Source organism: Flavobacterium sp. YJ01, assembly GCF_029320955.1.
Taxonomy (GTDB): Bacteria; Bacteroidota; Bacteroidia; order Flavobacteriales; family Flavobacteriaceae; genus Flavobacterium.
Map to the genome: position 1 here is coordinate 5,166,956 of NZ_CP119757.1, position 26,324 is coordinate 5,193,279.

The following is a 26,324-nucleotide window of genomic DNA, read 5'->3' on the forward strand; positions in this document are numbered from 1 at the left end:
GAAAATTAATTACAGCCGCACCCGCCGCCGCTTTTTCCTGAATTTGCCCCGGAAGCTCCCTCGCGGTAGGATTGGAAACTAAGTTCCGTTTTTTCGATTTTCCTGTTGGAAAGCACCATTTCAGAGTCATTGAGTTTTCCTTTTTGATATTCCTTCACAGAAGTGCAGGAGGTGAGCAGCAGGCCGGCAAGAGCAGTACTGCATAAGAGTACGAGAATTTTTTGCTTTGGCTTTTTCATTTTAGACGGATGTTTTTGGAGGTGTAAATTTTGTTGTTGTCATCAATTATTATGCAGTATAAATCAGGTATCTGATCTATTAAAAAGAGGCCTGCTTTAATTCCCATCACAGCAATTGGGGTGGCCATCGCATCTGCAAATTCTGCATTTGAAGCTATAATGGTAACACTTTTTATTCCTGTTATAGGCAGACCTGTTTTTGGGTCAATGGTATGCGAATATTTTTTACCGTTAATGGTGACGAACTTTTCATAATTTCCAGAAGTTGCCACTGCTTTATTAGAGATTTCCATATACGAAAAAGCAGCATTGGGAGAGTCTGGATCAGCAACTCCAATAGTCCATTTTCTGCCGTCAGGCTGAAGTCCCCACGCAGATAAATCCCCGCTGGCATTGATAATACCGCTGTGGACATTGTTTCTCATCAGAACCTGCTTTGCCATTTCGGCGGCATATCCTTTTCCAATGCCTCCAAAACCAATCCGCATTCCTTTTTCTTTTAAAAATACAGTGGTGTTTTCTTTGTCCAGGATTATATTTCTATAATCGATAAGATGCACCATTTTTAGTGCCGTTTCCGCATCAGGTAAACGGGTCATGGTTTTGTCAAAATTCCATAGGCTTTTATCGATACTTCCATAAGAGATATCAAATGCACCTTGTGTAATTCTGGAAATTCCCATAGACCTTTCAATGAGATTAAAGACTTCCAGATCAACTTTGACGGCTGCTATTCCTGCATTATCGTTGATCAAATTCGTCTGGCTGTCCTCTTTATAAGTAGTTAAAAGTTTTTCAATCCTTCTGATTTCTTCAACTGCTAGGGCAATATGCTCATTTCCTGTTTTTTCATTTTGGGCCACAACAGTAATAGTAAAGTTGTTCCCCATGAGTTTCAGGGATTGCGAGAATTTATAGTTTTTGCGGATGTTATTTTCGGCTCTCACAGATTGCTTTTATTTCGGCTGTCCACTGCTCGGGTGATATTTCTGGTTTTCCATGCCAGGTTTTAAGTACTTTGCCATCGGCATCGAGAAGTAGGGTTAAGGGGAAACTTCCTTCTTTATTGTATATTTCAGCTAAATCTTCGTTGCGTTTGACCTGCTCAGGGGGGCCAATATTTTTTTTCTTTCTTGGAAAATCAGCATTAACCAGCACCAGGTTTTCATTTGCCATATCAGTGAAGCTCGGACTTTCAAGATAATCTCTGCGAAGGACGATACAAGGCCCGCACCAGTCTGAACCCGAGAAGTTCAGCAGAATTAATTCGTGCTTTTCCTTTGCCGTTTTTTTTGCATTATTAAAGTCAGGTTCCCAATTAATCGGAAGCACTGTCAGTAAAAAGAACATTGTGATTAGTTTCATTTTACAGTTTGTTTTTAGATATATACGAAATAACGAATTGTTGTGGTTCTTATTTTTCGGACGCGCTTAAGATTAGATTAATTTTTAAGCGGTCTGAACTCCAAAAAGATATCCAACCAGAGCAGAGGCTGCCATTGCGAATGTACCCCAAATGCAGATGCGCAAAACAGCTTTGAATGTATTTGACCCACCTGCTTTAGCTGCTAGAATTCCTGAAAAAGCTAAAAAAAGTATCGAAAATCCATATTGGAAAAATACCATGTCTTTTATGGGAGCAAAAATAGCTGTCAAAAGCGGAAGTGTACCGCCCACAATGAACGATACTGCTGATGCAAAGGCAGCAGTCAGGGGATTGGCCTGGGTGATTTCATTGATTCCCAGTTCATCTCTTGCATGGGCAGCCAGAGCGTCGTGAGCCATCAATTTGCGTGCGACCAGTCCGGCTAACTCTTTATCAAGTCCTCTTTGAATGTAAATCTCTGTTAATTCCTCAAGTTCTTCATCAGGCATGGTTTCAAGTGCAGCTTTCTCTCTTGTTAAATCAGCAGATTCGACATCTGATTGGGAACTTACCGATACGTATTCCCCAGCTGCCATAGAAAGAGCCCCGGCCACCAGTCCTGCAACAGCAGCAAGCAGAATAGGTTCTCTGGTTGCACTTGCCGCTGCAACCCCGATAACTAAACTTGTAGTGGAAAGTATTCCGTCGTTTGCTCCGAGCACCGCAGCCCTGAGCCATCCGCTTCTGTTGATATAATGGTTTTCGTTGTGCATAGTGCTGTTTTTTTGGTTGTTTAAATTTTACTTGGAATCATGATCTTGTTTTTTTACACCTCCAAAATTGGTTTTGAGAAATTCCCTGATCTGAAATTGTGTTTTATTTCGGGTGCTGTTCCTCCAGTCGTTGAAATCGAAAATATGGATCTTCTCAGCGTTAGGGTTGGTCAGAAAATGAATTCTGGATATGGAGTATTTGTATTTTTTTATTTGATTGGATATATGGCGGTCCGGCACCACAAATAAGATATTTTCCCATTTAAGACAGTCCTCTGCGTCATCCTTGCTGAGGCCAAGTGCCAAATAATCAATAAAAAACAGTATCTTTTGATCATTTAAAAGATCTATTTTTTTATCAATTTCCTGAAGATATTCCTGCAGCGATTTTTCGTCCTTTTCTAACCTCATTGTATTGAATTCGATTTGTTTACACAATAAAATTACTTTAAAATCTAACAGTTTATGAAGTAAAAAAAATAGAATGATTCTAAATTTTATCGTTGGTATTTTCTCAGTCTAATTCTCACTAAGTTAGCAGGGTAAAAGAGGGACTTTTAAAACTGTTCAGAAGCCAATAAAGAGCATTCTTGGTTATCATTGCTCCATTATCAGTATTTAAAAGCATTTTTCGCATCATCAAATTCATAAATTTTTAATTCAAAACTGGTCTGCATTGTATGTATTCACTTAATACGCAGTTAGCTTATTTTAATAATGATGCAGTTTTAAAAAAGCTGGTTGTAAATATCACATGGCTTAAACTTATGAGCCTTAACAGCAGGACTATAAAGCTGCAGGCATTCAGCAAAATGGAACTCGACCAGCTTTTGGTATTTATAGATCAAAACAGATTAAATTTTCCAGGAAATTATTTTATTGAAGAAAAAAAAGAAGAAATCACAGAGGCAGTGCTGCGTAAAGAAACAGCAAAACACATCCTGCCGCATTATTTTATACTATCCACAAATCAGAATATACAGTCAGCGGGTCCGTTTTACAAGAAAATGAAGATTAATTTAACGAATGATACCTATACAGAAGCAATAGATTATCTTTTAAGTTTTGCTGTTGCAGGCAAAATTGAAATCTATAGAGAAGCGAAATAATAGTTGCTGTAATACGATCTAATAAATCTTTAGGAAATTTTATCCTCATGTCTAAGAGGAAGTATGACAGTGAATTCAGCTCCATTGTCTTTTTCGCCTGCTGCCGTGATGCTTCCATTGTGTCTTTTAACAATTTTTCTGCACAGTGCAAGGCCAAGACCATTCCCTTCGTACTGGTCTTTGGAATGCAGTCTTTCAAAAGCGTTGAATATCCTTTCGTTAAATGCCGGATCCAGTCCAATGCCGTTATCTTTAATTATTATTTTCACGCAGTCAACACCGTTATCATTTATAAGACCAGAGGTTATAATTACCCTTGGCGGCACGTCTGCTTTTGAGAATTTAAGCGCGTTTTGAATCAGGTTGTAGAAAAGCTGGTTGATTAAAATTGACGCGCCTTCTATTTCAGGAAGCTCGGATGTAATTAAAACAGCATCTTTTTCCTGTATAACAAGTTCGAGATCTGTCTTTATGTTTTCAAGGATTTCATTAAGGTCTATTTTCTCGAAGGACTGCGCAGTTTTGTCCAGGGTAGAATAGGTGAGGATGCCCTCAATTATGTTTTCCATCCTTTGAGCAGAGTGGTTAATTTTAGAAAGGTATTTTTTTGAAGTTCTATAGAAACCTGGTTTTTTCTCATTGCTTAAAAGGGTGTTGAATATTTTAATTTTTCGAACAGGTTCCCTGAGGTCATGGCTCACTATTCCTGCAAAATGCAGCAGGTCATTGTTGGAACGCTGCAGTTCTTCTGTCTGGTCGACAACCTGTTTTTTCAGCTCTTCTTCAAAGGCACGCTGCTCCTGAATATCCTGTATAATGCCGATAATTGTTTTTGGGTTCCCTTGCTGGTCATTGATTATCTTACCATTAATTTTTGTCCACTTTACAGAATGGTCCTCTTGAAGTATCCTTGTCTCATAGCTGATTTTTCCAGTGATCAGGGCCTGCTCGTGCGCTTTTTCGCGTACGGGTAAATCATCCGGATGCAGCCTGGCGATCAGCTCTTCATTACTTACCTCTTTTTCAATAGACCAGATGGCGTTAAAATTTCCTGAAGTTTTAACTGTTTTTGTAGCCAGATCTATTTCGTAGGTTCCAAGACCCGCGGCATCAATTGCCATGGTAAGTTTTTCGTTTGCACTTTTTGCCTCTTCTTTAGCCTGGTGAAGATCAGTGACATCGGCTCCCGTATTAAGCACTCCGTATACTTCGCCTTTCTCATTAAAAAGAGGAATAAAACTGTAGTTAAAATAGTGTTCGGTCATTACCCCTTGAATAACAAGGTCTACTTTTTTATTTTTCGCATGAAATGGGATTCCGGTTTTAAGGACAGTAAGAGCCTGATCAATAATCTGCTGGTCTTGAATTTCGGGAACAATATCGGGATAATTTTTTCCAATTACCTGATCTCCTTTTCCCCAGGTCCTGATCATGGCAGGATTGGCAATTTCAACCTTTAAGCTGTCTCCTGTGTATACTGCGACAGGCAAAGGAAGTGCCCCCACTATATCATTCAAAAGTCCTGGATTTTGGTACATAGCGTTTTAGTTGTTTTAATCATCGAAGGTAAATTTCTTCTGCTGATTTTCTTTATATTATTTTGCTTAGGTATTTCACAATTTCAACTAAAATAGGGAATCATTTTCAATTTTGAGACATTATTGTTCCATAGGCCGTAACTGAAGAAACTTTAGTAAGTCAGTTTTTCTAAAAATAATTATATTATCGCCATGTTAGGGTTGGTAAAACGGTATTTAAAATATTATTTTTTTTCTTAAAGCGATTTTTTTTATAGCTTTTCAACAGGTAAATTTGCTGACTATCTTTTAATTAATAAAACTAAAATAAACTTCTTTTGAGTTATATGCATTAGTAGATATATAGCTTTTTTTCAGTATTTAATATGGTATTCGTATTATGGTCAGTACAATATAGCAAGAACAATTCAAATCAATATAAAAGAATTTTTAAAAGAACCTGAAATACCTAAATCGCGGCAGCCGGAATTTTTTTTTATCATAAACATTAAACACCACTCACAAATGAAAACATTAACTAAAGAAATGCAGGCAGCAATAACTCCTTCCAAGGCTTTAGAGCTTCTAAAGGAAGGAAACCAGAGATTTGTAAGCAACCTGAAAGTAAACCGTAATCTTCTGCAGCAGGCCAATGAAACTTCAGACGGCCAGCATCCTTTTGCTGTAATTCTGAGCTGTATCGATAGTAGAACTTCAGCAGAATTAATTTTCGATCAGGGACTTGGGGATGTCTTCAGCGTACGTATTGCCGGAAACATTATCAACGAGGATATCTTAGGCAGCATGGAATTTGGCTGCAAGGTGGCAGGGTCAAAAATTATTGTAGTACTCGGCCATACCAAATGCGGTGCTGTAAAAGGTGCCTGCGACCACGTCGAAATGGGTAATCTCACAGCGTTACTGACCAAAATAAGACCTGCAGTTGATGATGAAACCCAGACAAAAGAAAACCGCAATTCAGGCAATGCTGCTTTTGTGGAAAATGTTTCGGTTATTAATGTTAAACGTACTGTTGCATCAATTATGCAGCGCAGTCCGATACTCAAAGAAATGATTGAAAAGGGAGAAATTGGAATTGTTGGAGGATCACACGACATTACTACAGGGGAAGTGGTATTTTTTCCTGAAACTATTAATTTTGGATCATAAATAAAACAGCTGCAACGATTTATAGATCAAAATGACATTTTTTCATAATTAATTATGAAAAAATGTCAGAATTAACCACTGGCATATTTTTTGTTTTTTTGCTGGCGCACATCTTTGTGCAAGTTCAAAAATTTATTGTATAACAATTTTAAAAATTACAGTTATGAATCTTATTAGAAGAAACGGAGCCAGCGTGCCTGGGTTCCAACGCTTGTTTTTTGATGATGTTTTTGGCCGCGATCTTTTCAATTGGGAAAACAACAATTTTTCAACCACAAGCACCACACTGCCCTCAGTAAACATTAAGGAAACTGATGAGAATTATGAAGTAGAAGTTGCCGCGCCTGGTATGAACAAGGAAGACTTTCAAGTTACCCTTGATAATGGACAGCTGCTGATTTCTTCATCCAAGCAGCATCAGGTAAATACAGAGCAGGAAAATTACACCCGCAGAGAGTTCAGTTATCAATCGTTCCAGAGAAGTTTTGTACTTCCTAAAAATGTGGTAGACGAGGATAAAATCCGTGCCCGTTATGAAAACGGAATTTTACTGCTCTCTATTCCAAAACTGGAACAGGCCAGAGAAAAGACACCAAGGATGATTGAGATTTCTTAAAAATTCATCCCTGCTCATAATGGAAAGCTGCCCTTAAAAGGCAGCTTTTTCTTTTGTAATACTATCAATGGCGTCTTTACAGCTCATTGATATGTTTTAAATAATAATCCGCCTGCTGTAATAATGCCGTTTTATCTTCAGGCTTCATGTTATGCCATAGTTTATACATCATTCCAATTCTCGGATTCTGGGCAAGCTTACTTTCATGCCTGTCATAAAAATTCCAATACAGGCTGTTAAAAGGACAGGCTTTATCGCCTGTTTTTTTTGCTTTATTATAAAAACAGGTCCCGCAGTAATGGCTCATTTTATCAATATAAGAAGCTGAACTTACATAAGGCTTCGTACCTATAATTCCCCCGTCTGCAAACTGGCTCATACCTCGAGTATTGGTAATTTCGACCCAGTGGAGCGCATCTATATAAATACCGAGATACCAGGCATCAACCTCGCTGGGATCTGTTCCGGCCAGAAGAGCAAAATTTCCTGTAATCATTAAACGCTGGATATGATGTGCGTAGGCAAATGTCAGAGACTGTTTTATGGCATCTTTAAGGCAGTTCATTTTTGTTTTTCCTGTCCAGTACCAATTGGGAAGTTTCTCTGTATTATTGAAAAAATTCAATGTAGCAAATTCCGGCATTTTATGCCAGTAAATACCTCTCATATATTCGCGGTTTAAATTGGCTAAATTTTACCAAGAAAGCAATAATGTATGGTTTCGGAATTTTAAGTATTAATAGCGATACTTTAAAGGCTTCGTTTATGAATTGGTATAATGATACTATAAGCAAAATAGAATCAAAAGAAAAACCAAAAACGGATTATTGGGAACAGGATATTAATAATGAATTGCTAATAACAGAGTTTGAAAAAGCAATTGTCAAATTAGTTGAAAATATTGAAAACGAAAAGGATTTAGGTTGTTTGCCAATGAGATTTCGAATGCTACCAAATGTTATTTTAAAAGAAGATAGATATAATATTTCAGATAAAAAATATCTATTAAAAAGAATGTATTTCGTATTAGAGAGAAATAAATCAAATGATTTTATTAAAGAACTGATAGCGGAATTTAAACTAATTGTAGAACCTTACTTTGAAATTTATGATTTTATAATTAAAGAACCTCAACAAAATACAGCCGATAAACCTAATAAAGGTAAACAAAAAAAAATTGCAGAAAAATGGTATGCTTTGCTGTATTGGATTGAGTTAAGTGCAAATGGACAACAACCTCCAAAAAGTATTGAAGGAACTTTTGTAAAAAGAGAAATAGAAAAAATAGGAAGAGAAAAAACGGGAACTACTGGACAAAGTTTTTACAGAGAATTTATAAAAATTGACTTAAACAACGAAAGATTAATTTCAAAAGCCTTTAGTAAAGAATGGAAAAATGAAATTATTAGATTATCAAATAACAGTCTATTAATTAGTAATTACATAGAAGATAAATATAATTCAAAATAACTGGGTACTTCGGGGTACGTACCTAAAAATACCCCTTAAAATACCTCACGTGGTTTGTGTAAACTTTTAAAGATAAAAAGATGCACAATTTAATTTTAACACCAATTTCAGTAGATGATTTAACTGAAAAAATTGCTTTAAAAACACTTGAATTTTTAGAGCAAAAAAAAGCAACCACAAATACTCACAATCCTGATGAGTTATTAACCCGAGAACAAACGTGCGATTATTTGCACATTGATAGTAGCACGTTATGGTATTGGACAAACAAAGGTAAAGTTGTTGCTTATGGAATTGGAAACCGCAGATACTACAAAAAAGCGGAATTATTGGAATGTTTAATTCCTTTAAAAAAATAGGACTATGCAAAGTAGATATTTACAAAGTCCTTATTTTGAGGTATTAAAGCAAAACAAATTTAAGGTTTTTAGTGCTTTTAAGCAAATCATTTATAGTATAGTTTCAAGTGTATTTATAAAAATATAAGCTATGGAAACGGCAAACAATAAAGCCGTACCAAAAACTTATATTGCTGAATGGATTAAGTTAGATTTTTATAATAATTCTAATTTAAAAACTGATATTCAAAACCGTATTTCAAAGAATATCGAAACTGATTTTATAAACGCTTTAAACAATATGAAAGGCGACAATAAAAACGGATTTGGCGTATCGTTTTCAGAAATTACACTTTTGGCTATGGCTTATTTTTATAGTGAAATTTTCACGCATAAAATAAAAGACAAGTACTATACAATTGAAAAGGTTAAAGGGTTTATTGATGCTAATAATTTAACAACCTATACGGCAATTTATGAATTAGATATAAAGTTCTATTCATTAGTTGATGCGCCATTATTTAAACATTGTTGGCTAATAATACAAAGTGCTTGGTTTTTTAATTCTCAATATTTTGGATATCACCAGCATATAGATTACGTTAATCACTACATAAATACTGGAGAAAAGCTACCAATTGAAAAGTATAATTTTGATCGAAATTATTTAGATAAAAAGTATATTGATGTTGATAGTAGAAAGTCAAAATCAATGCCGATTAATGGGTTTACATTGGTTAGTCAATGGTATTACGGTATTTTGTTTTTAATATGCAAAGAATTGAAATTATCAACTTCGCATTTTAATATTTCAATTAAAGACCATAGAGAATATAATCCATTGCCTAAAACATCAAGGCAATTAAGACCATTAGCACCGTTTAAGTTAATCGAATGTGACATAAAAAGTGCATTCCCTACATTTTTAGACATTGAAACAGGAGCGAATTTAAAAGATGACATTTATAATAATTTGATGCTTACAAAAGGCATAACAAGGAGTGAAGCAAAGATTTTGTTTAATACTATTTGCAATAGTGGCAAATATAAAAGTAAAGAGTTTACAGAGGCTTTTTTCTTAGATTGTGGTTATACAGATGAACAAAGTACAGATTTGTTATACTATACGCATAACGAAAAATATAAATTTATTTCGTTTATGACTGACCAAGAAGAAACCGCAATAAATAATTTTGTAAGCATTAATAATTTACAGCGTGGCGCACGGCTTCACGATGCAGTACTTTTTATAGATGATAAAACAAAACCGCAAATTTTAAGAGTACACCCAAATTGTGATTTTGGTTTGAAAGAACTTAACAGACCAGTAATAAGAGAAAACTTCTATTTATCAGACAAGCGATTGCCGTATGCTTACATTAATAGTTTGCCAAATGGTTTAAATATGGTAACTAAACACGATTTCAAAAAACCTCAAATCAAAGGCAAAACGGATACTTTTATAATATACATAGATAATTTTGAGTACATAAGTGCTGGCTTTAATCTAAATAACTACAATGATTTTGTTGAAGAAATAAAAGAAGAAGTAATCAATTTAAGCGAAACATTAATCTACTCACGTAAACAATTTGTTGAGAATCCAAATCAAATTTTTATTTCACTTTGTGAAAATATGTTAGATGTTTTGTTTCATTTGAATAAACGTAAAATAAAGCCTTTGGAACTTGAATTAATATTGAAGCACATAAGAAGACAAAGTAATTATGTTTTTAATGTTAGAGCGACTTATTTACGACTGATTAAATACAATAGCAATGGTTTTGATTTAAAGAACTTTAGAAAACGTGATTTTGATATTGTTGGAAAACCTCAATTCAAAAAAAATATTGATTTTTTAAACGAAAAAAATAAAGCAATAAAAGAGATTAATATTTTGCTGAATTATAAAAATTTAATTGATTTAGTGCGTGAACGAATTCAAAATAATGATTACGGTTTTTTGAGTGAGAATACAATTATAGGACATAAACGAAACAATTTATTGACGTATGCTATAATTAAGAAATTCAATTTGTTATGTACAGGAAGCTTTTATAAACCAAGAAAACAGAAAGATTGTAACCTCTTTAATAATGATACTATAAAGAGCTTACAAACATTTGAAACAAGCCAAGAAAACAAACAATCAGTACATCAATTATTTTTGATTTTATGCACGATTGCTGGAGCAATTACAGAATTGGAAATTCAAACCGATACAGATATTCAAAACCAGTTAAAACTTGAATTGATAGAAGAAATTTTAAAAATTAAAATAAACAATATTGATGCTGGAGTAAATTGTTTTGAGCATTTATATAAAGCAATGCCAACAAAAGAAGTTAAGTTTAATACAGATATAGAAAACAGTTTTGATACTGATCTAAGTAAAAGTGTTTTTAATTGCATTTCTCCTGAAGAAGCATTTTATAAAGGCGACACATTTTTTAAAGAATATTTGCAGTATCATAAAGTTAGCGATAGTGCCAAAGTTATAAAACCAATTAATAAACCAAGTCAAAACTTAATATTTTCGAAATTCGATTTTGACTAAAATTATTCCTTGTCGAAAATAAATATAATAACAATATTATATTTATACATTTACGAAAAGTAAATAATTATCTTTTTATGAATAAAATTAATACTAGAAAGGCACTAAATCCTGCATATAGAAAACACAAACCTTTAAGGAATGATGTTACTACTTTTATAGAAAAATTAAAAGTCTGTATAGAAGCAGTAAAATTAAGTGATGAAAAAGGTGAAAGTGAAGAGCATATAAAATCTCACTTTAAAGATTTCTTTTCCAATACATTTTTTAAAGACAATTATATAAACACTAAAGAAAGAATAGATTTAGCAATCTATTTAGACAGTACTGCAAAATCGGATATTGGTGTTATTATAGAAGCAAAAAAACCAAGTAATAAAGTTGAGTTTATTTCAGAAAGAAATCTAAATAAAAAAGCATTACAAGAATTACTTTTGTATTACTTAAGGGAACGTTTAGATGGTAAAAATAACAATATAAAACATTTGATAGCTACGAATGGCTACGAATGGTTTTTGTTTAAAGCAGAAGATTTTTACAATTATTTTTATAAAAATAAAGCACTAATAAAAGAATACGAAGCTTTTAGAGATGGTTTAAAAGATACTACTAAAAATGAGTTGTTTTATAATGAAATTGCTAAAAAATATATTGAAGAAGTTAAAGAGGAATTACCATTTGTGTATTTAGATTTTAGCAAAGTAAACCTAAACTCTTTAGATGATAATAAACTAAACACTTACTTTAAAATATTTTCTAATGTTCATTTATTAGGACATAGTTTTGGAAACGATAGTAACCAATTAAACAAAAACTTCTATAACGAATTACTACACATTATTGGTTTAGAAGAGGTACCAGATGGTAGTAAAAAAGTAATACAAAGAAAAGATAGTAAATCAAAAGATTACGCATCATTATTAGAAAATACCATTTTTACACTAGAAGATAAGGATTATTTAAGAAAAGTAAATCTAACAGAAGGTCAAGGAAATAAAGCTTTTAATGTTGGTTTAGAATTATGTTTGACTTGGATAAATAGAATTCTTTTTCTTAAGCTTTTAGAATCACAATTAGCAATCTATCACAAAGGAGCAAAAGAATACAAGTTTTTAAATAGTAGTTTTATCAATGGTTTTGATGCATTGAATGATTTGTTTTTTTCAGCTTTAGCAAAACCTTACAATGAAAGACATGAAAAATTCGCGGAAACGTATAAATACATTCCATATTTAAATAGTTCTTTGTTTTCTGTAGAGGATGGTAGTATGGAAGATTTGACTTTCACAATTTCAGCATTAAAAGATGATGAAATGACAGTTCATCCAAGTACTGTTTTGAAAGATGTTAATGGTAAAAAATTTAAAGGCAACCTAAAAACATTAGACTATCTTTTTAAATTTCTTGATGCTTATGACTTTGCTACTGATGGAACAGAAGGAATAGTTGAAGGAAAGGAAACAAAAACATTAATCAATGCATCTGTATTAGGTTTAATATTCGAAAAAATAAACGGGTACAAAGATGGTTCATTTTATACACCTGCATACATAACTATGTATATGTGTAAAGAAACCATACGCAGAACAGTAGTGCAAAAATTCAAAGAAAATGAAAATGATACAATAGAGACATTTGAAGATGTAAAAGCATATACATCACGTTTTTTTAAACCCGACGATTCTAAACGATTCAATACACTCATAAATAGTTTACGCATTTGCGACCCCGCAGTAGGTTCAGGTCACTTTTTAGTATCTGCACTTAATGAATTAATTGTCATTAAAAATGAATTAGGCATATTAGTAGACGAAAAAGGGATACCATTACGAATTGATATACAAATAGAAAGCGACGAACTATACATATCAGATGCGAACGGGTATTTATTTGAATACAACCCTAATGATACAGAAAGCGCTCGTATACAAAAAACACTCTTTGAAGAAAAACAAATCCTTATAGAAAATTGTTTATTTGGTGTAGATATTAACCCAAATTCAGTAAAAATATGTCGTTTACGTTTGTGGATAGAGTTATTAAAAAACGCTTATTATACAGAGAAGAAACAGCTACATACCTTACCAAATATAGATATTAACATTAAATGTGGTAACTCCTTGATAAGCCGTTTTAATTTGCAAGACGATTTAAAAGATGCCTTTAAAGGAAAAGAAGTAAAATACAATTTTACCAATTATAAAAAAGCGGTAAACGATTATAAAAACTCCAACAGTAAAGAGGAAAAATACCAAGTATTAGAAATAATAAACGAAGTAAAAAACAACTTTAAAAGTACACTAGACAATAAATTTATCGACAAAGTATCTAAAGCAGTAGGTACCTATGAAAACGAAAAACAACGACTAGATAATTTAGCACTTTTTGGCGAAAAAATTAAAAAAGCCGAAAAAGACAAACTAAAAAAGCTAAAAGCCGATGCCGATAAGTTTGTACAAGAAAAAGAAGATACTATAAATAATGCTATTTATAATAATGCATTTGAATGGCGTTTTGAATTTCCTGAAGTGTTGGATGATAATGGAAACTATTTAGGTTTTGATGTTGTAATTGGAAATCCTCCTTATGTATACAGAAATGCTGATTTTGATAGCTACAAAAATTATTTTAAAGCTATTTTTTTTGCAACAAGTGGTAACTTTGATTTATATAAATTTTTCATTGAACTTTCTTTGAAAATACAAAAGGTAAATTCATTTCATTCTTTTATAACTAATTCTTCCTTCATTTTACAAAATTCATTTTCTAAAACAAGAGAATTTATTTTAAAAAGCTCACAAATAGTGCAGTTAATACCTTTAGGTCCAAACGTTTTTGAAGAAGCTACAGTCGATTCAGTAGTTTATATTTTAAAGAAAGCTAAAGAGAGTAATAATTTGATAGATGTAAAAACACCTTCCGAACCTAAAGAAATCTATAATACGAAGTCAAAAACAATCGAACAATCAAGGTTCACTAATAATGATGGGTTTATTTTTGATTATTTATTAGACGGAAAAGAATATGCATTGATTGACAAACTTTTTAAAACCTTTCCATTTATCGACACAAAGTATGACATTGGTGTAGGAATCAATACAGGCTATATTAAAGATGAACTGACTTCTGAATCTAAAATTAATGAAAAATATCACCCAATGGTGCCTGGCACAGGAATCCCTGTTAAATATGGTAAAGTTAAAACTAAAGGTTTTATAATGTATGATAAAGAATTTGTTAGAAGTAAAGGTAAATTAGGTCGTTCACTACCTGACGAGAAATTTTTTAATAGACCAAAAATATTGGTTGTAAGAACAAGGAATATTTCAATGAAAGTGCGTATAGTTTCTACTATTGATAATGATAACTGTTATAATTTAAATAGGCTCTCTAATATTATTTCTAAAGATGAAAATAGTTTAGAAGGCTTATTAGGAGTTTTAAATTCAAAATTATTTAACTGGATATATTCTGTAAGGTTTCTTGATTATGAAATTAAGCCTATTTATTTAAGAAATTCTCCTCTTTGCAATTCAAATGATGTAAAGTTAATTAATAAAGTCAACCAAATATTAGCCTTAAAACAAGAAAACCCAGAAGCAGATATAACAACTCTAGAAAAAGAAATAGATGCTATGGTGTATGCGTTATATGGATTAAAACCTGACGAAATACAAATCGTCGAAAATAGTTAATTGAAGTACTTATTTATGTAGTGTTTTGAATTAGATTAATCGTATTATAAATAACTTGTTTTTAGTTAATTAGATTAATTTTTCGTAAATTAGTTATAGAAAACAAATCATTTATTCCTTAATAATTTAGGTTATTCTCTATGGGACGTTACGCTAATTATCCAGCAACAGTTGAAGACTGTTTGTATTTATCAATAAAGAAACTCAAAGAATGGGACTACTTAACTTATAACGGTACAAAATCCGGTACAGTTAGTTGGAGTAGGAACGGAACACCACATTCAAATATTGGGATTAAAGTTACAAAGAATGATTTTGAAACATTTATTGTTTTAGATTACAAATGTAATGGAGAGCCTAAAAATTACAAGGTCAAGATAATCAGTAAACCGTCTAATTTAGGCAAAGGAGAGGTTTTATATTTTGTTTGTCCGAATACTGGAAAGCATTGCAGAAAATTATATTTGCATAGTGGTTATTTTTTACATCGAGAGGCGTTTAACGGATTAATGTATTCAAAACAATTAGAAAGTAAAAAGAATAGGGATTTGGGTAAAATATTTGATGCGTGTTACCTTTCAGACGACGTATATGAAGAACGCTTCAAAAAGTATTTTAAAACGCATTACAACGGCAAAGAAACGAAACGTTTCAAAAGGCTAAATAATAAAATACTTAAAGCTGATAGTTTTCCAGTAGGAACAATTGAAAAATTATTGATGATGTAAAAATATAACCGTTCAGAGATGAGCGGTTTTTTTTTATGGTTTAATGCTAACCGTAATCTTACCGTTGTGAATAATCATTAATGGTTTTTAATAATTTGTTTTGCATTATCTGTTACGCGTAATGAGATAGGGAAAACCAATATGCAACTATCTGTTACGCGCGTATAGGTCAAATTAATATCAGAAGTAAAACGATACGTGCGCGTAATGGTTCGGAAATAAAAGTCATTCCTATCTATTCGCGTGCGTAACGATTTGATTAATCAACTTTTTTCAAATTTAATCCATTAGGGTAACATTAGGGTAAATACTCACCGTAACCTCACCGTTAAAAAATATCATTAATGATTTTAAATGAATATATCTCTATCTCATCACGTGTACAGAGTGCGTAACTAATAATTAAGTTCTAATATCAAACACAATGCAATTAAATCTGTATTGGTATTTTGATTTGGCGCAAAAAGTGTAAAGTGAAGCTAAAAAACGACAGATTTATTTTGCCGTAAATCTTACTTTTTATGGGGACTTTAAAGCCATAATACAAAAATCGTACAAATACAGAAATAAAAAATCCTTAAACTCCTGTTAATCAGTATGTTTAAGGATTTTAATTGTGACCCTTACTGAACAATTTACAAACCATTTTATGAACGATTTAAAGAAATTGGCTTATTTTCAAGTGAATTTGTAAGATAATTTTTTGATTTTTTGTTTTGAAGCGGTTTGCATGTATCGTTAGGGTATGTATTGAAAAACGTTAAATAACTTTATGGTTTTATCTTTTAGCTGTAATAATTATTTGTTGGGTAGATACTTGCATATCCAGATAAAATATAGTGATTAAAAATAAAATATTTATTTAAGAAAATGAATATCAAAATTTGTTGATGATATAATTCAACCTTTCAGATAAAACAAACTTTAGATTTTTTAATTGTGTAAGATTTAATACAGGATATTATTTTATTTAATTTTTATAATGCTTTAAATTGATCGCGTTAAAAGAATATGAAATCATTAAGTAGCTCCAAATAGCAAGTTTATTTTCATCTTGTATTTTTGGCAGATATTGCATTGCGTTTGTTGATTTATAAAAAGAAAAGGCATAATTAATTTCCAGTTCTTTGACAGGTAAGTACTTCAAAGAAAAATCATTTTCATATCCAAGAAACTTTGTCATTTTTTGACCCAAATTATTTAAAAGCGGGTATCGAGTATAAAAAAGGTGAAAATCAGAACGAAGAGATAGTTTACTATTTAAGGGAATTACGGTAAATAGATAAGGATTTACTAAACCTTTTCCGTTAACGTCGGAGGGAAAACGGGTAAAGACATTCATATTTCCATTGAACTTCCATGTCACGCCATATAAGACATCAAAATCTCCCGAACTATTATCTGATAGATTAGGACTGCTGCCACTAATTATTTCTGCACCTAAACGCCAAGTAGATTTCAATAGAGATAATTTAACTTCAGGTTGAAAATAGTAAGCAAATAATTTTTGACCTTTTGAATTACGTCCAAACTGCCAATATGAATTTAAAGTATAATACCATTGTTTCGTTTTAAATTCTATTCTTCCGCCTGCTGTTGCACGAGTATACAATTTCCCTGAACTTGAGTTTTCTAAAAAATCAACAGCATTCAATGAATTAAATGAAAATCCATGATTGTTATTGTAATTGAGACTATTTACCAACAGGTATTTATACCTATTTGATGCAACAGGAGAGTAGGCTGACTCAAATTCAGTGCTGTAGTTTCTGGTAAACAAAAAGAAAAAATCATTAGAGAAATATTTTGAGTATTTCATTATCCGTATTCCTTCATGGGCTCTCCCTTGCTGTGCCCAAGGAGCATCAGAAAATAATCTGCCATTATCTAATAAAACACTTTGCCTTCCCAATCGTACATTTAGAGATTTAATCTTAGTCTCAAAATACAATTGATAAAAATTAATGCTTCCAACTTTGGAAGCTTTGCTGTTTTCATCCCAAAGATGAATTTCCTGTAAATCGGATTTAATAAGCCATTTTTCTCTAGCATACTGCATAGAAATTCTGTTTCTCTGGGTAATAATAAAATAAGGATCAATTGAATCGTTGGGAGGAAGAAAATAATTTGAAGTATATTCGACTCTTGGTCTGATTTCAATATTCATTAGAAACTGTTGGGATAAGCTATTTTTTTGCTGTGCGTATAATTGAAATACACATAAATTAATAAAAAGTAATAAGATTTTTTTACTCGCAAGTATTTTGACTATCATACTTCTAATATCCTATAGAATTAGTGTATAAAAGTAATAATAGTATTCATATTTACAATATTATAATTACGTTTGATAATCCGCATTTATAATTTGTTCTGTTAAATCAGTAATGCGATTAGAGCCGGCACTTCTACCAAAGAATCTATGACAAATGCAAAAGCCTGAACGATGATTATTACCAATACTCCATGCATGCAGCAATGTTAAGCTGGAAAATACTGCCCGTCGCTGTTAAAGAAGATCAAAATCTGTCTCACAATTTGTGTGAAACAGATTTTTTTTGGTTTCTCTATTGGTGCAGCGATAAAAAAAATAATTTTGAAGAACATTCTATACTTTTAAATTACCAAATATCATAACTGTAATATTTTTAATGCTCCTCTAGCGACTATGAAAAACACACAAACACCAATAATAAGATCGGGTACCATTGAATTAGTAAAGTATACTAATATACCAGCAATTATGACTCCCATATTAATTACAATATCATTCGAAGTAAAAATCATACTAGCTTCCATATGTGCCTCTTTACTTTTAGATTTTTGAAGCAGGTAAAGGCATAACGAATTACCTACAAGTGCAAATAATGAAACTATTATCATAGTTCCGTATGCAGGAATATGGTCTGAGTCTACAAATCTTCTTAAAACTTCAATAAGTCCCAAAACTGCAAGACCAATCTGAAAATAACCACTTATTTTTGCTACACTTCCTTTTCTTGAAGCTGTGCTCCCGACAGCAAACAGAGCTAAACCATATACAATGCTATCGGCGAACATATCCAAACTGTCGGCAACCAATCCCATCGAATTGGATATAAAACCTGTAATTATCTCTATTAGAAAGAATGAAAAGTTTACAATGAGAACCTGCCATAATAACTTACTTTGCTGTGAGTCACTGTTTGTCTCTACATGTTCTGATGTATGTTCTGATGCCAGCAGAGTGCTGTCCAGATTAAGAGTATCAATTGCATTTGTTATAAGAGTGTCGTCGTCCGTATGATAGATCTTTAATCTTCTGTTTGCAATGTCAAAATCAAGCTGTTTGATTTGTTCTAAACCAGCGAGCTTCATTCGTATTAATTGTTCCTCACTGGGACAATCCATTTTTCTTATATTATATATACTTTTTTTCATAAGACTATATTTTAATCTTAATACCTGCATTTACAACAAATCCGTCTAACGGTGCATAAATATCTTTGAAAACAGGATTTGAAATTGGTCCTGTGTAGATACTTCCAAATTTTGTCTGTCTGGTATCAGTAAAATTTTCAAAATTGGCAAAAATTGAAAAATTTTCCCAAAGCTTTTCTACCATGAAGCCGAAAATCCAATATTCCCTTCCAGTTGTACCATCACTTAACTTTTGAGGACTGTAATAATAAGCTTCTAAACCAGCTTTCCATTTATCTTCGACTTCATACATCAAAACATTATTTAATCTGTGTTTAGCAGTTAAAGGATTTTGAGATTTTATGCCATTGTTGTCTATCGAAGCATCAGCAAAAGTGTACCCAACAAATAGTTTAAAATCTTTATAGCCTAATTTCACATTTGTTTCTGTTCCTTTTGTATCTAAATATCCATTAATATTTACAAATTGGTAAAGGTCATTAGGAAGCGAAGTTAAAATCAGTGGATTATCAACATTTGTATAAAAGAATAATTGATTCAATGATAATGAAATATCTTCGGTAATTTTAGTTTTATAATTCACATCAAAGTTAAGTCCGTAACTTTTTTCAAGTTTATTGAAATCACTATTAATAGGGAGTACATTTTGATATTGAATACGCTCGCTTTCTTCGGTAAAAATAGTTGGTGTTTTGTAGCCTAAACCGCCACCAAGTCGTGAAGTAAGTTTGGAATTAATTTTAAATAAAGCTGAGATTCTAGGTAATAATGAGAATCCGTAATCAACAACATAATCACCTCGAAGACCAGTCTCGATATCCAGCCATTCTTTAGCTTTGACGGTATTCTGAACAAAAGCACCATAAGTGATCTGATTATAGTTTCTTAATGGAAAAGCTGTCTGGCTGTTTTCAGTAAACTTGTCAGTATATAAATTTCCACCAGCAACCCATTCTGCAATTTCTCCATTTTTAGAATAGCTGATTTCTGAGAAAGTACTGTTCTGCAGGCCATCAAAAATATAGTCAGGAATAGTTATAATGCGGCTGAAATTATTAAAACTGTTTTTAATGGTAATAGATTCCTGATCATTAAATTTATGAGTAAGGGTGAACTGAGTGCTTATTCTCTGCGTTTTATTTTTTTCGAAATAACTGTCAGGGTATTTATTTTCGTCTTTTATATAGTCAATATTCCCGCCGATACGATTTTCAAAAACTGTATTAATGCCAAAATTTAGTTTAGTGTTTTCATTAAAATTGACAAAAAGTTTTGGATTAAAATTAAAGCGTTCGAATTTTGGAATCGCAGTAAGCTGTATATCAGCAGGGTCATAAGGAGCGTTTCGGTCATGAGATGCAAAAACAGTCAATCCAATTTTATCAAACTGCTGGGAATAAAAACCATTAATATTCAAACCAAGAGCGGAAGTCCCATTAATTAGAAATCGCAATTCTCTTTCTTCGGTAGGGGTTTTAGATACAAGATTAACCAAACCTGCAATTGCACCACCTCCGTAAAGGGTAGAGGCAGAACCTTTAATTATCTCAACCTGTTTTAAATCTAACGGAGGAGTCTGCAGCAATCCCAGTCCGCTTGATGCACCTGAGTATACAGGAAAACCATCTTTTAAGATTTGTGTATATCGTCCGTCTAGTCCCTGAATTCTGATTGAAGAATTTCCAGAAGTAGCTGAAGTCTGCTGGGTCTGGATTCCGGTACTTTCATTAAGCATCATACGGATATCCCCCGGTTTCATATTTGCTTTTTCTTCAAGTTCTTCTCCTGCTATAAACTCAACTCTGGTTGGAATATTGCTGATTGTTCTTGTACCTCTTGTAGAAGTTACCACTATTTCTTTCATTTCTTCGGCTTCTTCTTCCATTTCACTTTGCAATGCAATTTCTATAAAATTGACAGCTGCAGGCACTTTAAAAAGTGTTTTATTGGGAGCATAACCCTCTATTGAGATCGATAATGTGTAGTCTCCATTTTTAAGGTTTTCGATAATGATGTTACCATTATTATCTGATGACAAAACTTCATTGGTTTCTTCAATTTTAGCTGAAGCACCTTTTACAGGTTCATTGGTTGATGTATTTTTTATATGGAATGTGATTTTATTCTGTGCCTGTACAGTGCCAATAGATGCTATTGCCACAATCAATAAAATATATTTAAACATTTGTGATTTCTTAATGTTAATAAAGGTGATAAGCCCGCTTAATTGAAGTTAAGCAGGTAAAAGCGGTATTTTATTAAGAAATTTTAGGAGGCTGCCAGATTTTGCAGATGAAAGAAGAATCGACAAATTTATAGTATGATAGTGTCTGTGAAGCTTCTTCAATTGTGAATTCTAATTTTTCGGTAATAATTGAAGAATTAAAGTTTATTGTAAAACCAATACAGGTTCCACAGGAATAAAATGGCGAACATTTTCCATTGCATTCATCACCGCAGTCATGAGACTCACCCTTGCAGTTTTTTTCCACTCTACACTCAGAGTGTTTAGCAAACGCAGAGCAAGGTACTGTCGAAAGAAACAGTACAATGAACGATAATATTGTTACCCATATTTTCACGCGTCAAAATTATAAATATTTTACTTAGTAATTTCATGTAATTGTTTTTCTTTCGGCTAAGTTTTCTGTTTTTTTGTTAATATAAATATAAAATTATTGTGCTAGTCTTATATAACAAGGATTAAAGTGGTTTGTATTCTGTCAAGTCACCTTTTAAAATATTCAAACCATATATATTTATAGGTAAAAGTCTGGTTAAATACAATTTAAAAGCATAAAAAAAACGCTAATTCCTCGGAATTAACGTTTTTTTAAGAAGTGACGTTTAGTTCACAATTTACAAATCATTTTATGAACGATTTAAAGAAATTAGCTTATTTTTCAAGTGAATTTGTAAGATAATTATTTTAAAAGTTTGTTGATAAGCGGTTTGTATGTATCGTAAGGGTTAAATGTTAAAAATCGTTAATTCAGTAATAGATGTGATTTCTGTCATAATAACTTATAGATTTAAGTTGAAGAGAGCGAAAAAAAATGTCATCAGTAAATTTAAATTATTATTCTTAAAATTTTATAATCAAAATTTGTATATGATAATCTATTGTCCATTAGAAATTATTCAATTTAGCAACATTTTTTATCTTGCTGAATTGGTGGACATGGCACAGTTCCATAACTGCAATATACACAGCAATCACCTTGATTTGGTTTAAGAGTTTGTTTGCAGTTCTCACATTCGTAAAAAAATTGGCATGCATCAGTTGGCATAGTTTCTTCTTTACTGTGGGAGCAAAGGGGGCAGGTTATTATTGATTGTAGAACGATTTTCATTTTAATTTTTTGTTAGTTACTGTATAGCCTGTTGAATTTATTGCTTTTTCAATTTCATTAATAGTAGTTTTGGAATTATCAAATTCTACAATTGCGTTACCATTAGTATAATTTACATTTGAATTTATTATTCCAATCAATTTATTCACTTCGTGATTCACGTGTTTTTCACAGCTGGCACAAGTCATTCCGCTTATTCTAAACTCAGCTTTTTGAGTGCTGGTCTTTTTCACGACCAAGACTTTCTTTTCTGTATTTGGATAAAAAATGCTTGAGTAGTAAGGAAACGAAAGCATGAGGGCTGCAATTACTGTAATTATTCCTAAAAACATTTTTGAATTAACGAATTTCGGATTTTCTTCTCTATCGCAGTTACAGTCTATCAGCTTTTTAGTTTTCAGCTTTTGATACCAAGATAAACCAATAATTATAACAGTCAGGCCGATGAAATAAGGCCTCATTGGTTCAAGCCATGAAAAAGCAGAAGCAATCCCGCTTGTTCCGGCAACTAATGCTAATATGGGAGTAATGCAGCACAATGAAGCAGCTAATGCTGTGAAAAATCCGGCTCCGATCATTTTATTCTCTGTTTTCATATTTTTTCTAAAATTTCATTTTGTGCTAAAATTTCGAAGAAAGGTTTCAGCATTTTTTCATATTCCTTTGTCAATGAATAGAAAATGGTCTGCGCTTCCCGTTTAGTTTCAATAAGTTTTCTGTCTTTTAGTTTCCGTAAGTGCTGTGAAATTGCAGAAATACTCATTTCAAGAATATCACTTATGTCACAGACACAGAGCTGTTTTTCTTCATAAAGTAAAAAGAGAATTCTTAATCTCACATTATTGCCAGCCAATTCAAGCCCACTTGATAAATAGTCAAATGAGGTATTGAGTTCTGATACTCTGTCTTTACAGCGGATTATTTGTTTAATATCTGCTTGCTGTCGTATACAAATTATATCTTCCATAATGCAAATTTATACTTTTTGCTTATTTAAGCAAATGCTAAAATACAAAATAATTGAATTAAAATTTTGAATGATTCCTGCCCATAAAAAAAGACAACTTTTTGAGTTGTCTTTTAAACAGTAAAGCGAAATATTACTTTTTGCAATCTTTCGGAGCACAAGTTCCCGAATCGTCACTACAGCAATGCGTAGAACATTTTTCAGTGCAGTTTTTCTTTGCATCAGTTTTTGATAAGTTCGCATAAGCGAAGATACTTCCAGCAGACAATACCAATGCTGCAAGAGTAATGTACATTTTGTTTTTCATAATTTTAATTTTAATGATTAATACTACTTAAGACGCACTAATCTAAAAATGATGCAGGCTTTGCTGATTTTTTTTTTTTAACAGCCTGAATTTTCTATATATGAAGTTTTCAAAAATGATTCGGTGTTATCAGCATTTTCCTCCGCTGCATGATTTTTTAGAGGTAACGTTCATAATATTTCCACGGCGGTCTAATTCAATACTGCAGCAATCCAGAAGCATTTCCTTTAATTTGGATCTGCCTCTTTGCACTCTAGAACGGATGGAAGGGTAGGCAAGGCTGTATTTTTCTGTTAAGTCTTTCTGTTTAATTCCATGTATTTCGCTATCCATGATAATGTCCCGATAGTCTTCCGGCAGCCGCTCAATGAATTTTATTAAACAGCAGTCCAGACTTTCCGAAGTATCAAAATCTGTTTCATGCATAATCTTTTGCATCATACATTCGGTCAGCTCTGATTTCTTATGATTGGAATCTTTTCGGTAATAATCAATAATGGAATTTCTTGTGATTGTGAAAATCCAGCTTTTTAGTTTGCCTTCGTCGGTAAGTGATCCTAAATTCTCGTTTATCTTTATAAAAACTTCCTGCAAAACATCGGATGCATCGTCGGTATCATTTATACGAGCCTTTATATATCTGCCCAAGATGATATAAAACTGATTGTGAATAGTATTTATTTCCAAATTCATAAAATTTATCTTCTGCTTATGCAATAAGATGGATTAACAACAATTGATTTTACTTCTGAAATTATTCCATAAGTTGGCCGTTTTTGGAATGCATAAGAAAAGATGAAGAATTGCCATTAGGATAGCTCCCGGCAAAAGATTTACAATTAACAGATTAAAGAATCCTGGAGATTGATTTATATTGTAAATCATAATTTCCCCATTTTGAAAAGTAAACCTGATGGAGAGATAAACTGCAATTGACGCAAAATGAAAACCATTTACAAATAAATGGACAATGTATTCCCAGCGGGGAAGCCCTCCCATAAACTGCCTGCTGTCTTTTTCTATAAAAGCATCGTAACCGAGAACCAGTATATCCAGAATGACAATGGTCAAGCCTATTACAAAACTAGTATGATTATCCTGTTTCAAGAACAGAAAATAAAGGATTGCCGGAAAGAAGACAGCTCTCAAAGTATGGGTAATGTGCTCGGTTTTACTTTCTTCTCGATCGTGAAGCTGGTATTTGAAAATATGCAGATAAAAGCCGTCATATAAGGCCAAGACCGCAAATAGGACAAGAAAGAAGGATGAAATGATAATTGCTGTTTCCATTTTATTTTTGATTGATTATAAAAGCAAAACTATTGGAAAGTATAATTAGCAAAAAGGACAAATGTCCTCGAATTTACAGACTAATTTCTTTTCTGATCCTGCTCAGCGTCCTGCGTGTTATTCCAAGATAGCTTGCAATATCATTTACTGAAGCCTTGTTTACAACAGCAGGCTGTTCCTTAAGCATGCGCATGTATTTTTCCTTTGCAGTTTCATTGCACAAAACACTGGCATACTGTTCCATTACCATATACTGCCGTTCGGCAATTGTCCTTCCGATATTCTGCCAGAGAGGGCTCTTTTGATAGAGATTCTGCAGGTCATTGTAACTGATTGTTATAAGTTCCGTATCTTCCACTGCCTGAATGGAAAGTTCCGAATGCTGCTGCGAAATAAAGCTTTTATATGAAGCTGTCAGATTATTTTCTGCACAGAAGCAGGAAGTCACTTCTTCGGATTTTTCATTTATGTAATATGTCCTTAGCAAACCTTTTTTAATAAAAGCCGCTTCATGAGAGGTTTTGCCGATCTCTGCAAAATAACTGTTTCGGGCTAATGTCCTTGTTTTGAAATACTGACTGTACTTTTCAAATTCCTGATCGCTTAGAGGGACAATGCTCTTTAAAAATAATTTAAAACTTTCCATAGCAGGTTTTATTTCAATACATTAATATGCTTTTCTAAGCATAAAGGCGTAAATGTCCGGAAGAGGACTCTCTTCAATTGCGCGGGCTGCTTTTTCAATATCATACGGAACTCTTATGAATTCTACTTTAATGCCGTCTTTTTTGGAAATATTGCTGCTTTTTTCAATTGTTATCACAGCATAACAGCAGTGTGGATTTCTATCTTTAGGTTTTCCAACCGACCCTGCATTAATGGCGTGAAAATAAGTGCCTTTTTTATTTGGATTTTCCAATATGCGATGATACGGCAGATGAGAATGTCCGCAGATAAGAATGTCCGTATTGGAATCAAGAAAGATGTCGGTAAAATCTTTCTCATTTTTATCCTCAAGCAAATATTCCCTGTTGCTGTAAGGACTCCCATGGACCATCAAAATTTTTATAAGTCTGCTGGCCGTCTGGTATTCAAGTTTAATATGGGCAGGAAGAGCAGAAAGATATTTGATCTGCTCTTTGCCCACAATCTGATATGCGTAGCTTTGAATGTCATTTGAACCGTCATTATGTATCTCGACAGCTTTGACATCGTGATTTCCTGCAAGGGTAGGGATATGCTTTTTACGAATCTCATTGATCACGGCATTGGGGCATAAATTGTAGCCTACTAAATCTCCTAAGCAGTAAACGGCATCAATATTCTGCTCTTCAATACTTTTTAGGGTCTGCTCCAATGCGGGGAAGTTCGCATGTATATCCGATATTATTGCAATTCTCATATTTCTT

General features: G+C 32.6%; 25 protein-coding genes and 1 pseudogene. 8 read left to right on the top strand and 18 right to left on the bottom strand.

Annotation, left to right across the window (positions count from 1 at the left end; translation table 11 throughout):
* Nucleotides 1-5: 5 nt before the first annotated feature.
* From P0R33_RS22135 to P0R33_RS22155, 5 genes are all read right to left on the bottom strand, one after another.
* The gene (locus tag P0R33_RS22135) at nt 6-239 is read right to left on the bottom strand and encodes a DUF4266 domain-containing protein (protein WP_223705957.1); all 234 of its coding nucleotides are present in this window, start codon (nt 237-239) and stop codon (nt 6-8) included.
* On the bottom strand, nt 236-1,129 hold the full coding sequence (locus tag P0R33_RS22140; protein WP_223705956.1) for an FAD:protein FMN transferase: 894 nt from the start codon (nt 1,127-1,129) through the stop codon (nt 236-238). The genes P0R33_RS22135 and P0R33_RS22140 overlap by 4 nt, the downstream gene beginning before the upstream one ends.
* Nucleotides 1,130-1,169: 40 nt before the next feature.
* Nucleotides 1,170-1,604 (bottom strand): thioredoxin family protein, encoded by a 435-nt coding sequence (locus tag P0R33_RS22145; RefSeq protein WP_223705955.1) that lies wholly within the window; start codon nt 1,602-1,604, stop codon nt 1,170-1,172.
* A gap of 84 nt (nt 1,605-1,688) precedes the next feature.
* Nucleotides 1,689-2,378: a VIT family protein gene (locus tag P0R33_RS22150; RefSeq protein WP_223705954.1), complete on the bottom strand. Its 690-nt coding sequence runs from the start codon at nt 2,376-2,378 to the stop codon at nt 1,689-1,691.
* 27 nt (nt 2,379-2,405) lie between these two features.
* Nucleotides 2,406-2,789: a hypothetical protein gene (locus P0R33_RS22155; protein WP_276173336.1), complete on the bottom strand. Its 384-nt coding sequence runs from the start codon at nt 2,787-2,789 to the stop codon at nt 2,406-2,408.
* A 269-nt stretch (nt 2,790-3,058) separates the two neighbouring features.
* Here P0R33_RS22155 and P0R33_RS22160 point away from each other — a divergent pair, with 269 nt between their 5' ends.
* The gene (locus tag P0R33_RS22160) at nt 3,059-3,487 is read left to right on the top strand and encodes a hypothetical protein (protein ID WP_223705952.1); all 429 of its coding nucleotides are present in this window, start codon (nt 3,059-3,061) and stop codon (nt 3,485-3,487) included.
* 29 nt (nt 3,488-3,516) lie between these two features.
* Here the strand turns inward: P0R33_RS22160 and P0R33_RS22165 are convergent, their stop codons facing one another.
* Nucleotides 3,517-5,025 (bottom strand): ATP-binding protein, encoded by a 1,509-nt coding sequence (locus P0R33_RS22165; protein WP_223705951.1) that lies wholly within the window; start codon nt 5,023-5,025, stop codon nt 3,517-3,519.
* 504 nt (nt 5,026-5,529) lie between these two features.
* Between P0R33_RS22165 and P0R33_RS22170 the strand changes: the two genes are divergently transcribed.
* Both P0R33_RS22170 and P0R33_RS22175 read left to right on the top strand, forming a co-directional pair.
* Nucleotides 5,530-6,174 (top strand): carbonic anhydrase family protein, encoded by a 645-nt coding sequence (locus P0R33_RS22170; protein ID WP_276173337.1) that lies wholly within the window; start codon nt 5,530-5,532, stop codon nt 6,172-6,174.
* A 163-nt stretch (nt 6,175-6,337) separates the two neighbouring features.
* A complete protein-coding gene (locus tag P0R33_RS22175; RefSeq protein WP_223705950.1) occupies nt 6,338-6,790 on the top strand; it encodes an Hsp20/alpha crystallin family protein in 453 nt (150 codons plus the stop codon).
* A gap of 76 nt (nt 6,791-6,866) precedes the next feature.
* On the opposite strand, the pseudogene P0R33_RS22180 reads toward P0R33_RS22175, so the two are convergent.
* Nucleotides 6,867-7,466, bottom strand: a pseudogene (locus tag P0R33_RS22180) (cryptochrome/photolyase family protein); the annotation flags it as partial.
* 89 nt (nt 7,467-7,555) lie between these two features.
* Here P0R33_RS22180 and P0R33_RS22185 point away from each other — a divergent pair.
* The 5 genes from P0R33_RS22185 to P0R33_RS22205 all read left to right on the top strand — a co-directional run bounded on the left by P0R33_RS22185 (nt 7,556) and on the right by P0R33_RS22205 (nt 15,578).
* Nucleotides 7,556-8,260: a hypothetical protein gene (locus tag P0R33_RS22185; RefSeq protein ID WP_223705949.1), complete on the top strand. Its 705-nt coding sequence runs from the start codon at nt 7,556-7,558 to the stop codon at nt 8,258-8,260.
* 80 nt (nt 8,261-8,340) lie between these two features.
* A complete protein-coding gene (locus P0R33_RS22190; protein ID WP_223705948.1) occupies nt 8,341-8,619 on the top strand; it encodes a helix-turn-helix domain-containing protein in 279 nt (92 codons plus the stop codon).
* A gap of 130 nt (nt 8,620-8,749) precedes the next feature.
* Nucleotides 8,750-11,155, top strand: coding sequence for a hypothetical protein (locus tag P0R33_RS22195; protein ID WP_223705947.1), 2,406 nt, complete (start codon nt 8,750-8,752; stop codon nt 11,153-11,155).
* A 77-nt stretch (nt 11,156-11,232) separates the two neighbouring features.
* Nucleotides 11,233-14,850, top strand: a complete 3,618-nt coding sequence (locus P0R33_RS22200) for an Eco57I restriction-modification methylase domain-containing protein (protein ID WP_276173338.1) — start codon at nt 11,233-11,235, stop codon at nt 14,848-14,850.
* 140 nt (nt 14,851-14,990) lie between these two features.
* Entirely contained in the window at nt 14,991-15,578 is a 588-nt protein-coding gene (locus tag P0R33_RS22205) for a hypothetical protein (RefSeq protein ID WP_223705945.1), read from the top strand.
* A gap of 970 nt (nt 15,579-16,548) precedes the next feature.
* On the opposite strand, the gene P0R33_RS22210 is transcribed toward P0R33_RS22205, so the two are convergent.
* The 11 genes from P0R33_RS22210 to P0R33_RS22260 form a co-directional block, all read right to left on the bottom strand.
* Nucleotides 16,549-17,745: an alginate export family protein gene (locus P0R33_RS22210; RefSeq protein WP_073414691.1), complete on the bottom strand. Its 1,197-nt coding sequence runs from the start codon at nt 17,743-17,745 to the stop codon at nt 16,549-16,551.
* Nucleotides 17,746-18,209: 464 nt separating this feature from the next.
* Nucleotides 18,210-18,998 (bottom strand): cation diffusion facilitator family transporter, encoded by a 789-nt coding sequence (locus tag P0R33_RS22215; RefSeq protein ID WP_035691042.1) that lies wholly within the window; start codon nt 18,996-18,998, stop codon nt 18,210-18,212.
* A gap of 4 nt (nt 18,999-19,002) precedes the next feature.
* Nucleotides 19,003-21,183, bottom strand: a complete 2,181-nt coding sequence (locus tag P0R33_RS22220) for a TonB-dependent receptor plug domain-containing protein (RefSeq protein WP_072953535.1) — start codon at nt 21,181-21,183, stop codon at nt 19,003-19,005.
* 961 nt (nt 21,184-22,144) lie between these two features.
* Nucleotides 22,145-22,351 carry a GDCCVxC domain-containing (seleno)protein gene (locus P0R33_RS22225; RefSeq protein ID WP_012025078.1) on the bottom strand — a complete coding sequence of 69 codons (207 nt, stop codon included), beginning with the start codon at nt 22,349-22,351 and terminating at the stop codon, nt 22,145-22,147.
* Complete coding sequence (gene merTP / locus P0R33_RS22230; protein WP_072953533.1) at nt 22,348-22,947, bottom strand: mercuric transport protein MerTP; 600 nt, start codon at nt 22,945-22,947, stop codon at nt 22,348-22,350. Before merTP ends, P0R33_RS22225 begins: the two co-directional genes overlap by 4 nt.
* A complete protein-coding gene (locus P0R33_RS22235; protein ID WP_008463711.1) occupies nt 22,944-23,318 on the bottom strand; it encodes a metalloregulator ArsR/SmtB family transcription factor in 375 nt (124 codons plus the stop codon). Before P0R33_RS22235 ends, merTP begins: the two co-directional genes overlap by 4 nt.
* A 133-nt stretch (nt 23,319-23,451) precedes the next feature.
* A complete protein-coding gene (locus P0R33_RS22240) occupies nt 23,452-23,625 on the bottom strand; it encodes a hypothetical protein (protein ID WP_157498527.1) in 174 nt (57 codons plus the stop codon).
* Between the two features lie 129 nt (nt 23,626-23,754).
* Nucleotides 23,755-24,318 carry an RNA polymerase sigma factor SigZ gene (sigZ, locus tag P0R33_RS22245; RefSeq protein ID WP_072953532.1) on the bottom strand — a complete coding sequence of 188 codons (564 nt, stop codon included), beginning with the start codon at nt 24,316-24,318 and terminating at the stop codon, nt 23,755-23,757.
* A gap of 33 nt (nt 24,319-24,351) precedes the next feature.
* The gene (locus tag P0R33_RS22250) at nt 24,352-24,915 is read right to left on the bottom strand and encodes a hypothetical protein (RefSeq protein WP_072953530.1); all 564 of its coding nucleotides are present in this window, start codon (nt 24,913-24,915) and stop codon (nt 24,352-24,354) included.
* 73 nt (nt 24,916-24,988) lie between these two features.
* The gene (locus tag P0R33_RS22255) at nt 24,989-25,561 is read right to left on the bottom strand and encodes a Crp/Fnr family transcriptional regulator (protein WP_072953528.1); all 573 of its coding nucleotides are present in this window, start codon (nt 25,559-25,561) and stop codon (nt 24,989-24,991) included.
* Between the two features lie 21 nt (nt 25,562-25,582).
* Nucleotides 25,583-26,317, bottom strand: a complete 735-nt coding sequence (locus P0R33_RS22260; RefSeq protein WP_129053267.1) for a metallophosphoesterase family protein — start codon at nt 26,315-26,317, stop codon at nt 25,583-25,585.
* Nucleotides 26,318-26,324 lie beyond the last annotated feature (7 nt).